This window comes from Acidobacteriota bacterium (genome assembly GCA_039030395.1).
Lineage (GTDB): Bacteria > Acidobacteriota > Thermoanaerobaculia > Multivoradales > JBCCEF01 > JBCCEF01.
The window spans coordinates 120,296-130,764 of the sequence record JBCCEF010000014.1 but is presented as its reverse complement, the minus strand read 5'-3'; the positions used below and the strand labels follow the sequence as shown (position 1 = coordinate 130,764).

11 protein-coding genes are annotated in these 10,469 nt (G+C 63.6%); 9 read left to right on the top strand and 2 right to left on the bottom strand.

Going from position 1 to position 10,469, the window contains the following annotated elements; translation table 11 throughout:
* The 9 genes from AAF481_14025 to groL form a co-directional block, all read left to right on the top strand.
* A partial coding sequence (locus AAF481_14025) for a hypothetical protein (protein MEM7482290.1) occupies positions 1–529 on the top strand: 529 nt, incomplete at its 5' end.
* A 174-nt stretch (positions 530–703) separates the two neighbouring features.
* Complete coding sequence (locus tag AAF481_14020; GenBank protein ID MEM7482289.1) at positions 704–1,105, top strand: PqqD family protein; 402 nt, start codon at positions 704–706, stop codon at positions 1,103–1,105.
* Entirely contained in the window at positions 1,102–1,521 is a 420-nt protein-coding gene (locus AAF481_14015; GenBank protein MEM7482288.1) for a lasso peptide biosynthesis B2 protein, read from the top strand. The genes AAF481_14020 and AAF481_14015 overlap by 4 nt, the downstream gene beginning before the upstream one ends.
* Before the next feature lie 48 nt (positions 1,522–1,569).
* Entirely contained in the window at positions 1,570–1,743 is a 174-nt protein-coding gene (locus tag AAF481_14010) for a hypothetical protein (GenBank protein MEM7482287.1), read from the top strand.
* Between the two features lie 65 nt (positions 1,744–1,808).
* A complete protein-coding gene (locus AAF481_14005; protein MEM7482286.1) occupies positions 1,809–3,491 on the top strand; it encodes an asparagine synthase-related protein in 1,683 nt (560 codons plus the stop codon).
* Positions 3,488–4,450: a hypothetical protein gene (locus tag AAF481_14000; protein ID MEM7482285.1), complete on the top strand. Its 963-nt coding sequence runs from the start codon at positions 3,488–3,490 to the stop codon at positions 4,448–4,450. Before AAF481_14005 ends, AAF481_14000 begins: the two co-directional genes overlap by 4 nt.
* Before the next feature lie 9 nt (positions 4,451–4,459).
* A complete protein-coding gene (locus AAF481_13995) occupies positions 4,460–5,434 on the top strand; it encodes a hypothetical protein (GenBank protein MEM7482284.1) in 975 nt (324 codons plus the stop codon).
* A gap of 218 nt (positions 5,435–5,652) precedes the next feature.
* Entirely contained in the window at positions 5,653–5,943 is a 291-nt protein-coding gene (groES, locus tag AAF481_13990; protein MEM7482283.1) for a co-chaperone GroES, read from the top strand.
* A 91-nt stretch (positions 5,944–6,034) separates the two neighbouring features.
* Positions 6,035–7,687, top strand: coding sequence for a chaperonin GroEL (gene groL / locus AAF481_13985; GenBank protein MEM7482282.1), 1,653 nt, complete (start codon positions 6,035–6,037; stop codon positions 7,685–7,687).
* Positions 7,688–7,739: 52 nt separating this feature from the next.
* Here groL and AAF481_13980 read toward each other — a convergent pair whose 3' ends face one another.
* Both AAF481_13980 and AAF481_13975 read right to left on the bottom strand, forming a co-directional pair.
* Entirely contained in the window at positions 7,740–8,201 is a 462-nt protein-coding gene (locus AAF481_13980) for a hypothetical protein (protein ID MEM7482281.1), read from the bottom strand.
* A 254-nt stretch (positions 8,202–8,455) separates the two neighbouring features.
* The gene (locus tag AAF481_13975; protein ID MEM7482280.1) at positions 8,456–10,408 is read right to left on the bottom strand and encodes a nucleoside-diphosphate sugar epimerase/dehydratase; all 1,953 of its coding nucleotides are present in this window, start codon (positions 10,406–10,408) and stop codon (positions 8,456–8,458) included.
* Between the last annotated feature and the right edge of the window lie 61 nt (positions 10,409–10,469).

Genomic DNA, 10,469 nt, shown 5'->3' with positions numbered 1-10,469 from the left:
TTTCCAGGTCGGCGCCGGCGCCAACAACAAGAACGTCGCCTTCGGCGCCTCCGGCTGGTTCGACTGGAACGTCACCTCCCAGCCGACCGCCGGACCGAAGCTGGAGGTGACCGGCCAGGGTGACTTCAATGTCGACCTGGGGACGGACTGTGTGCCGACGGCTCCGGAGTGCGATGTGCGCTCTTGGGATCTGCGCTACGGCAACAAGGTGGTTCGGTGGCCGCTCAAGAATCTGGGCGACGATCCGGTGACCATTTCGAGCATCATGGTCCAGTGGCCGGGGGTCAACGGCAAGTTGCGCAAGGTGAAGCTCGGTCCCGAGACGATCTTCGATGACGACCTGGCCGGAGGCTCGGCCAGCATCGGAACCTCCGACTGGCCGGCCGGCAGCGAGGCCGACCGCACCCTGGATCCGGGGGAGAAGCGCTCGCTGAAGTTCATCTTCTCCAAGTACATCTCTAAGGACCCCTACCACTACGACATCTGGGTAGCGTTCGAGGAGGGTTGCTCGGTTCATCTGTGGGACTGACGGGCATTGGCTGGGAAGCCAGTCCTAGCTAAAGTCCTTTTTCAAAACGGCAAGAGGCCCGGGCAATGGCCCGGGCCTTTCTCCTTTGGACCTCCCGGTCGGCGCCGCAGGAGCACCGATTTCCTGCCCGAGAAAGACCATTCCATTGAGTGTAAATGTTGAAATTAGGTTGGGTTGTCCCTTTCCGGAGCCCTGTTGTATGCTTTGGCGGAGTCGATTTCCGTTGGCAAGCTGGGGGCGTGGAAGCGCAATACGATGACGAGCAGTGAAGAAGCGTCCCAGGTCGGTGATTCGAAGCAGGCGGGCTACTCCATTCCTGAAGAGGTTGTGTTCCGGGAGTTGGATGGCGAAGCCGTACTTCTGCACCTCGCCAAAGGTGAGTACTTCGGACTAGACTCGGTTGGAACGCGGATGTGGAATCTGTTGCGGACCGAAGAACGTGCGGAATCCGTGATCGACCGATTGGAAGAGGAGTATGCCGCCGGGCGTGATCGGCTGACTGAGGACGTCGGCGAGTTCATCGAACGGCTGGCGGAGCGGGGCCTGTTGGTCCTGAAGGGGACGAAAGTCCAATGAGATCGAGACTCGAAACGGCGCTCACCATGTCCCGTCGGCAATGGGCGGTTCTGATACGCGCCTGGTTCGTTCTGACCGTTATCTCGATTTCCCTGCGATGTGTTCCCCTGCCGACGCTGCGCAATTTTCTGCGCCGTTGCTCTCCCCTTGAGGGATCACCGGCCATGAGTGGTGCTGAGGTTCGAAGATTGGTGACTCGAGCGGGGCGGCTGCATCCGGCCCGCGTGGTCTGCTTGCAGCGGTCTCTGTGCCTGGAGTATTTGCTTCGCCGGCAGGGTACGCTGGCAGATTTTCGGTTGGGAGTGCGGCGTTCCGGCGACTCGATCGAGGCCCACGCCTGGGTCGAGCTGAACGGTGAGCCGCTGGGAGAGCAAAGCGCTCCGTCGAGCTTTCGCTGTCTGGAGATGGCGCACTGATCAGGCTTTGGGCGTCCGCATCGGTTAGTTTTTGTGAGGAGAAAGGTCATGGAGAAGGACGTCAACACTCAAGAACGTCCTCGTACCGGTGAGGGCGAGGGGCGGAAGCCGTACTCGTCGCCCCGCCTCATCCACTATGGATCACTGCATGAATTGACTCGCGGCGGCGGCAACGAGGGTCCCATCGATGCCATCTTCGCAGGCAGCAGTGTGGGTACCTAGCATCCGCTATTGACTTCTGCGATGGTCCGGTCAAGCACTGTTGGTGCCTTTTTGTCTCGCGGTAGGTGAGCGTCTGGAGCGGTGCCGGAGTCTATCGTTGGGAATCCTCTTCTTCGTCGGCTCATCGGAATTCCGAGCCGACCCTGGTCGGCTTCTGGGGGCGAATCGCAGGTCGGGCGCGGCTAGCTCGTGAATTCGGCCTCTCTTCTGTCGCAACAGATTCCGAAGTTCTGAACGCCGCTTTCGTGCGACGGGGCGCGGAAGGCTGCGCGGAGGTCTCGGGAACGGCGACCTGGGTGCTCGAAGATCGCCGCCGGGGGCACCTCCTGGCGGTGCGGGATCGGCTCGGCGCGGAGGCGCTCTACTATGCCCGGGTCGGCTCCGAGATTCTGCTCTCCAAGAGCGTCGCATCCATCCTCGATGCTCTCCCCACCGCTGCGTCTGTCCGTCTCGAGGCGCTTGCCGAGCATCTTTGTGGAGACGTTCCGGAGTCTGGGTACACCTTCTGGGCCGGCGTCCACTGTGTGCCGCCGGGACACTTCCTGCGGGTGACGGACGGTGGTCTGGAACTTCACCGCTACTGGCGGGTCGAACCCCAGCCGGTTCTTCGCCTACGCGACGCGGGTGCATACGGCGAGGCCGTAGCTGAGGCCATCACTCGGGTGGCGCTAGACTACGTGCCATCGGGTCCAACGGCCGTCGCGCTGAGTTCAGGGCTCGACTCGACCTCCCTGGCCGCTGCTCTGGTGCGTGGAAACGCTGCGGAGCGACTGTCTGCCTTTGTGTGGACCGCGCCGGAACTGCCCGAGGCTGACGAGGCCGCCGGCGGCCGAGCAGCCGCATCCGCCCTCGGGCTGCCCGTTCGGGAGATCCGGGTCGACGATCTCTGGCCTCTCCGGGTGCCTCTGATCGGTCAGATGCGGCGCGACGGCCCGTTGTGCAATATCTACGAGAATCTGTGGAACCGAACCTATAGACTGGCACGGAGTGAAGGCATTGAAGCCATCTTCACCGGCGGTGGCGGCGATGAACTCTTCGGCGTCAACTGCTACTCCTATCCGGACCTCTTGTTGACCGGGCGCTGGCTTCGCCTGTTGCGGGAAATGCGGGGGCATCTGGCTTGGTCACCGCGTGGCTTGGTCGGTATGTTGCGAAGCATGCTGTGGGCGCCCCTGCGGACCTGGGCCTATGCTCCAACCCGCAAGGAAGTGGTGCCATGGCTCCGGGAGCCCTTTCGCAGCGAGCGAGAGAGTTCGGTCGTTCCGACGACGAGATTTGCCCTCCTGCCGGGGAGGGTGCAGAGAATGCGGATCCTACGAAACCTCCCCTTCGCCGAGCGGCTGGTGGAACTCGGACAGCGGGCCGCCGCGATGGGTGTGGAGCTGCTTCATCCTCTCCTCGACCACCGCTTGATCGAGCTGGCGGCTTCCCTTCCCACGGAACAGACTTTCCGTGCCGGTGAACACAAGGCGGTGCTGCGCGAGGCCTTCAGAGCGCAGCTTCCGGACTCCGTGCTGCGTCGCCGCGGCAAGACCTACCCTACGACGATCGCCTGGCGGGGACTACGGGAGCGGGGCGTTGACCAAGCGCTCGATCTGATGACCGACATGCGGGCGACCGACTTGGGCCTGGTGGACGAGACGATGTTGCGGTCGGAGTACCAAGCATTCCTGGCCGGTCGACACTCCCGAGGCGGTACGTTCTGGAGCGCCTTGACCCTCGAAGCCTGGTTGAGGAGTTGCCATTGAACGTCCCTTCGTCTCCTGGCCTGCTCGATCGAGCTCGCCTCCGGCCCCTCGCGGCGGCCCTCGGAGAGGCACATGCCTCCCTGCGGTATGTGGACTACCGACAGGCCGAGCGCGATTGCGAAGTGTTGGCGGCGAAGTTGCGCGCCGAACTGCCCCGGGACTTCCTGGCGTCCGCCCGGTTCGAAGCGGTACCCCGGGGCGGCCTGATCGTCCTCGGGATGTTGGCCTACTCACTCGAGCTGACTCCGGAACAACTGAGCCCGGCGGGAGATCGCGAGGCGTCGCGGGTTTTGATCGACGATTGTGCGCTGACCGGGGGCCGCTTGGGTCAGGCGATGCGTGGGCTCGAGGGTGCCGGGGAAGTGGTGATGGCTACCCTTTACTCTCATCCGGACCTGCGGCGGGCTGTGGAGCGGCGCGAATCGCGGGTGCGAGCCTGTTTGGCGGCGCGTGACCTCGAAGAGTGGCCTCGCAGCAAGAGCGATGGCTGGAGCGAACGCTGGCGAGAGCGCCTCGGGGATACCCGCTATTGGATCGGAAGCCCGGAGTGGATTGCCTTCGCCTGGAGCGAGCCCGATCGACCTTTCTGGAATCCTGTTTCGGAAACCGTCGAAGACGGGTGGCGCTTCCTGCCGCCCCACCTTTGTCTCAAGAATCGCTGTCTCCTGGGCGGCTCGGCGTCGGTGTCGGCATGGCGCCTTGCGGAGGGTGTCGTGTTTGGTGAGTTCGACGGTATCTTGTGGCTTTGCGAGCTGGCATCCGGCGAGGTGCTTTCGCTCGGCGGCGTGGCCTTGGAGATGTTCCGTCACCTGCTGTGCGAGGGTCTGAACGGGGCCGCGGTGGATTCGCTGGTCACCCGATGGCGGGTGGACGAGGCGACCGCGCGGCACGACTTTCTGGCGTTTGCTGAAACCCTCCGCGAGCGCGGCCTGCTGATGCCTCCCGACGATCGGGATTGAGGACGGCCCATGAGGCGAACGGTCTACGGCATCGATCTCGAGATTGAGGACTCTCTGCCTGCGGAATTGACGGACGTGCTGCCGGTGCCGGAGGCTTCGCAAGGGGATGATGTCGCCACACCGCTTTGCCTCCGCCGGGTGCCCGACGGTCCGACCCTCGCAGCGTTGTCCGCTGGCGCCCCACCGACCTTCGAGAGCCCGACTCGCCACACCAGCGCCATGTCGGCGCTGCGCTTCTGGAGCTTCCCGGATCGATCCCTACTGTGGTTTACCGGCATCGCCGGCTTCTGGCTGGGTGAGAACGAAATCGGCGTCTCCATACGCAGTCCCGAGGTGTCTCGGGCGGCGGGAGTTCATCTGTTCGGGACGGTGCTGCCCTTCTGGCTGGAGGAGCGCGGACGCTCCGCCCTTCACGCGGCGGCGGTCGCGGTGGACGGTCATGCGATCCTCTTCGCTGGTACCAATGGCGCTGGCAAGACCACGCTGGTCGCCTCGCTCCTCGCCGCAGGCCACCAGCTCCTGGCGGACGACGTGGCGGTGATCACCGACGGGGCTCGGGTGCAACCGGCGGCGCCCTGGATGCGGATGTGGCCGGAGGCGGCGCACCACTGGACGGGACGCGATCCGGCCTCTTTCGAGTCCGTGATGCCGACCGTCGACAAGGTGCGAGTGCCGATCGGCCGGAGCACCTTCGGCGCTTTTTGCAATCGCCCGAGTCCGATGGGGCGGATCGTGTTTCCCGGTCGCGTTGCCGCCGACGGCGAAGCGCGGCTCGAACGGATGGCACCGCGCGAGGCGTTGATCGAACTGATCCGCCATTCTTCGGTGCCCCGCTTGCTGGAAGCCACCAACCTGCGGACGGCCTCCTTCGAGCGCCTAGCACAGGTGGCGGAGACGGTGCCCGCCTTTCGGTTGCAGGTGCCGGACGATCTCGACCGGCTGCCGCAAGTTCGACAGCTTGTCACCAGTGAGCTGACCGCCTAGCTTCTGCGGCCAAAGAATCTTCGGCCACCCCCTCAGGTTTGGTCCTTGGAAGATCTGAGTGAAGACCACTCACTCACCCCTTGACAAGGTACTGGATTGCCTTTACACTGCCCCCTGGTTGTTAGCAGTCACCGTCGTCGAGTGCTAATCAGACGGCGCTAGTTGCAACATAAAACCCACATTCTCATGGCTTTGCGAGAGCAGAAGGAGGATTGCAAGTGAAGATCCGCCCACTCCACGATCGAGTCGTGGTTCAGCGCCTCGAACAGGAAGAGCAGGTCCGGGGAGGGATTATCATCCCCGATAGCGCCAAGGAAAAGCCCCAGGAGGCCCAGGTAGTGGCCGTGGGCCCGGGCAAGATCACCGAGGATGGCAAGCGGAGTCCCATGGACGTCTCAGAAGGCGATCGCGTCCTGATGGGCAAGTACTCCGGCAGCGAGATCAAGATCGAGGGTGAAGACTACGTCATCCTCCGCGAGGACGAAATCCTCGCTGTCGTTCAGGGCTAAAGGCCTGAACGAGCCTCCCCGTCCCGATCAAGTCAAGACATTCGAAGTTTCCAAGGATTCAGAGCGAAGGTTTAGGAGGTAATACCAAACCATGGCTAAGCAGATTACCTACTCCGAGGAGGCCCGTTCGGCCATTCTGCGGGGAGTGAACAAGCTCGCCGACGCGGTCAAGGTGACCCTCGGTCCCAAGGGCCGGAACGTCGTGATCGAGAAGAAGTTCGGTTCGCCGACCATCACCAAGGACGGTGTCACCGTCGCCAAGGAGATCGAGCTGGCGGATCCGCTGGAGAACATGGGTGCCCAGATGGTGCGCGAGGTCGCTTCGAAGACCTCTGACGTGGCCGGTGACGGTACCACCACCGCCACCGTGCTGGCCCAGGCGATCTTCCGCGAAGGTTCGAAGAACGTCACCGCCGGCGCCAACCCGATGGAGCTGAAGCGCGGCATCGAAGGCGCCGTCCAGGCGGCGGTCCAGTCGATCAACGGCATGGCCCGTCCCGTCGAGGGCAAAGAGATTGCCCACGTCGGCACCATTTCCGCCAACAACGACGGCGAGATCGGTCGCATCATCGCCGAAGCGATGGAGAAGGTCGGCAAGGACGGCGTCATCACCGTCGAAGAAGCTCGCGGCCTGGAGACCACCCTGGAGGTGGTCGAAGGCATGCAGTTCGATCGCGGATATCTCTCGCCCTACTTCGTCACCGATTCGGAGCGCATGGAGACGGTGATCGAGAACTGCATGATCCTGCTCCACGAGAAGAAGATCAGCTCCATGAAGGATCTCCTGCCGGTGCTCGAAACCACCGCCAAGCAGGGCCGTCCGCTGCTGATCATCGCCGAGGATGTCGAGGGCGAGGCGCTGGCCACCTTAGTGGTCAACAAGCTGCGCGGCACCCTCCAGATCGCCGCCGTCAAGGCGCCGGGCTTCGGCGACCGTCGCAAGGCGATGCTCGAAGACATCGCGATCCTCACCGGTGGCAAGGTGATCACCGAGGATCTCGGCATCAAGCTCGAGAACGTCAAGTGGGATGATCTCGGTGAGGCCAAGAAGGTCGTCATCACCAAGGACGACACCACCATCGTCACGGACTCCGACGACAAGGACCGCCGCGAGTCGATCGCCGGCCGGGTCAAGCAGATCCGCACCCAGATCGAGGAGACCTCCTCGGACTATGATCGCGAGAAGCTCCAGGAGCGTCTGGCGAAACTGGTCGGTGGTGTCGCCGTGATCAAGGTGGGCGCCGCGACGGAGACCGAGATGAAGGAGAAGAAGGCGCGCGTCGAAGACGCCATGCACGCCACCAAGGCGGCGGTCGAAGAGGGCATCGTCGCCGGCGGCGGCGTGGCCCTGATGCGCTCCGCCTCGGCGGTCGAGCAGGTGACCGGCGAGCACGACTACCAGGTCGGTGTGGCGATCGTTCGTCGGGCGCTCGAAGAGCCGACCCGTCAGATCGCCAACAACGCCGGTGAGGAAGGTTCCGTCATCGTGCGCGAGCTGATGTCGAAGGACGGCAACGTCGGCTTCAACGCCGCCACCGGCCAGTTTGAAGACCTGGTCTCGGCCGGCGTCATCGATCCCGCCAAGGTGACCAAGAACGCGTTGATCAACGCGGCGTCGATCGCCGGCTTGATGCTCACCACCGAGGCCCTCGTCTCCGACATCAAGGAGGAAGAGGATGCCGGCGCTGCTGCCGCCGCTGCCGGTGGCATGGGCGGCATGGGCGGCATGGGCGGCATGATGTAGGACCGGTCGATCCGACCGCTCAATGCGAGAGCCGGCTCCCTCGGGGGCCGGCTTATTTGTTTGCGGTGCTTTCGCGATGGTTGTTCGCGACCTCGGGATCTGGGGTTTCGCTCCAGACCAAAGCAGCACAGGTCGAGCGAGGAACAAACTCGGGAGGCACCGTAGTGGCAATGGAGACGCTGCGGGTTTGGTTCACATCGAGGTCTCCAAGATCGCAAGAAACAAGCCCCTGTGTACCGTCCCTAGCCGGCGTGCTGGCGGAGCAACTGCTGGTCTTCTCTGCGGGCTCGATGCTGACCACCCGCACGCCCACCGGTAGCAGCAGACGTAGTTGCGCTTGGCGAGCCGTGTCGTCGTGGAAACTGTGCACCGTGACGCGGCAAGTGAACCTTGACTCGCGGACCTGGGCGTCGATCCTCTGTACGCTGACGTCCGCTTGAGTACGAATTTGAGCGTGGCCGATCTGGGCCGGAAGGATCACCAGGGCGATGGCTACGAGATGGCTGTATTTCATTCTTCTGACCCTCTAGACAGTGAACGAGAAGACTTCCTTTGCGACCTGGGGACGGGCAACCTCGCCGATCCGGCGGAAGGATCGACGGTTCTGCGCCCCGACAGCTCCCGCATAGACTGACTTCGAAAGGTCTCGGTTTCTTTACCGTCGGGGAAAACTTCTTTTACTCGAGGCGGGGAGGGGTGTCCTCGGGGCGACTCTTTCCGAGCTGATGGCCAAAGCCTCTCGCTACGGCCGACGGTCAGCGGTTTGGGCTAGGAAGCGGCCAAGTCCTTCTGAGCGAGGCGGATGTGGGCTTCAGGCAGGAGTTCCGCCAGGTACTGGCGGATGGCATCGCCGTCGCCTGACTGCGAGAGGTGGGTGAGGTCCGCTAGGGCCTGATCGATTCGCTTCGTCGGGTAGGGGCTGAGCTGCCCGATGAAGATCTTCGGATGGCGGGTCTTGGTGATCTCCTCGCCATCGAGTTCGAGTTCTTCGTAGAGCTTTTCACCGGGCCGAAGGCCGGAAAAGACGATTTCGATATCGCGCCCCGGCTCAAAGCCGGACAGGCGGATCATTTTGGTGGCGAGGTCGACGATCTTGACCGGTTCCCCCATGTCGAGGATGAAGATCTCGCCGCCGGCGCCCATCGCCGCCGCCTGGAGAACGAGTTGGGCGGCTTCCGGAATGGTCATGAAGAAGCGCTCCATGCGCGGATCCGTCACGGTGATCGGTCCGCCGGCCTCGAGCTGCCGGCGGAAGATCTCGATCACCGAGCCGGCGGAGCCGAGGACGTTGCCAAAGCGCACCGCCAGGAAGCGCGTTCCCTGGCTCCGAGCGTCGTGGTGCTGCACCACCAGCTCGGCGGTGCGTTTGGTGGCGCCCATGATGGAACTCGGCCGCACCGCCTTGTCCGAGGAGATGAGCACCATCACTTCCACCTGAAAGTCGCTGCACAGGCCGGCCAGCCGGTGGGTGGCGAGGACGTTGTTCTTGATCGCCTCGCCTTCGTTCGCCTCCATCATCGGCACGTGTTTGTGGGCGGCGGCATGGAAGACCACCCGGGGGCGGTCCGCTTCCAGGATTTGGCGCATGCGCTCGGAATCGCCCACGTCGCCCATGCGGGTGGCCACGTCGAGGTCCGGCCAGAGGGCGAGGATGTCCTGCTCGATTTCGAAGAGGGCCGGCTCGGCGCGCTCCACCAGCACCAGGCGAGACGGCCGGAAGCGCGCGATCTGGCGCACCAACTCGCCGCCGATGGAGCCGCCGGCACCGGTCACCATCACCGTCTTGCCGGTCAAGAAGCGGTCGAGCTGCTCTTCGTCCAGGCGCACCGGCTCACGGCCCAGCAGATCCTCCAGCTCGACGTCACGGAAGCGGCTGATCGAGACCTTGCCCTGCAAAACTTCGTAGAGGCCTGGGATGGTCCGCACCTTGATGCGGTGGCGTTTGCAGGTCTCGACGATCCGCTGGATGCGCTGGGAGTCCGCCTCGGCGATGGTCAGAATGACGTGGTCAATGTCCAGCTCCTTGGCGAGGCGGGGGAGATCGTTGGTGTTTCCCAACACCTTGGTGCCCTGGATCACCATACCCTGCTTCAGGGGATCGTCGTCCAAGAAACCGACGGCGCGAATGTCCATGTCGCCTCGGTTCTGGATTTCCCGCATGGCGAGAACGCCGGCTTTGCCGGCACCCACCAAGAGAACCGCCTTGCGCTGCTGCGGCCCGTCCGCTCCTCGTTCATAGCGTTCGTAGACTATGCGCCGCAGCACCCGGAGGGACAGCAGGCCGCCGAAGGCGAATAGGGTGTCCATGACGATGATCGACAGGGGGATTCTCCACACCTCGGCGGACTCCGGCAGAAACACCCGCAGCAGCACCATCGGGACCGCCGAAATGGCCGCCGCGCGGACGAACGCCTCGACCTCCCGCAGGCCGACGTAGCGCCAGACAAAGGTGTGGATACCGGCCAGGTAGCAGGCCGAGATTTGGAGCAGAACGGCGAGGGGAAGCTGGCTGAGAGCACGACTTTCCTGGCCGGCGAGCTGAAATTCGAATCGCAGGAGGTAGGCCAGAGCAAAGGCCAAGATCAGCGCCACCAAGTCCATGATGAACTGGGTGCGGCGCTTGAGGAAGAAAGCAGCGGCGCTCCGTGGCCCTTCGACGACGGCGAAGTCCGTGGTTCTTCCCTCGGAATCTCCAACTTCGGCCTGTGGCGAAGTCACCATCTACCTCCAGAGTCCTGCAGCGAACCTACAAAACCACAACGAAGGCTCATTCTACCGAAGT